Genomic DNA, 900 nt, shown 5'->3' on the forward strand with positions numbered 1-900 from the left:
CAGGAACCGCTCCCGCCCAGGACCCCGCCCCTGAAACGCCCGGACTCGGACGCGTCCGGCAGCTCGTCCTGAACGTCGTGGCGGACCTGGCCGCGGCCGGATGGGCCGTGCGCACCGCGTGCGCCCTGGCCGGGATCTCGCACGCGACCTGGTATCGGTCCCTGTCCCCGTCCCACGCGGCCGGGGTCATGGTCCCGCACCGGGAGCGGGCCTACCCGAACCGGATCACGCCCGCGGAGCAGGAGGCGTTCCTGGCCGAGCTGAACAGCCCGGCCCACGCCCACCTGTCCGTCACCCAGGCCTGGCACCGGATCATGGACGCCGGCACCGTCCTGTGCTCACTCGCCAGCGCGCACCGCATCGCCGCCCGGGCCGGGCAGAACGGCGACCGCCGCGCCCAGCGCCCGCGCGGCAACGGGACGTCCCGGCCCAAGCCCGTCCACGAGGCCACCGCCCCGGGGCAGCTGTGGTCCTGGGACATCACCATGCTGCGCGGGCCCGGGCGGGAGACCTATCGCCTCTACACCGTCATGGACGTCTTCTCCCGCCGCGTGATGGCCCACCGGGTCGAACCGGCAGAGACCGCAGCCCACGCCGCGGAGCTGATCCGCGACGCCGTCGCCGCCGCACCCACGCCGCCGACCGTGCTGCACTCGGACAATGGCACCCCGATGCGGGCCGGGACCACCGTGGACCTGGCCCAGTCCCTGGGCATCACCGTGTCCTACTCACGGCCCCGGGTCTCCAACGACAACCCCTATTCCGAGGCCCTGTTCAGGACCGTCAAATATGACCTGGGCTTCCCGCCCCGGTTCACCGGCATCCAGCACGCCCGGGGCCACACCACGGCCTTCTTCCACGACTACAACACCAGCCACCGCCACAGCGGGCTGAACTACT

1 protein-coding gene is annotated in these 900 nt (G+C 72.8%); it reads left to right on the forward strand.

Annotation, left to right across the window (positions count from 1 at the left end):
* A partial coding sequence (locus BV907_RS18045) for a DDE-type integrase/transposase/recombinase (protein ID WP_077491126.1) occupies nucleotides 1-900 on the forward strand: 900 nt, incomplete at both ends.

Source organism: Sinomonas mesophila (assembly GCF_001999765.1).
Lineage (GTDB): Bacteria > Actinomycetota > Actinomycetes > Actinomycetales > Micrococcaceae > Sinomonas > Sinomonas mesophila.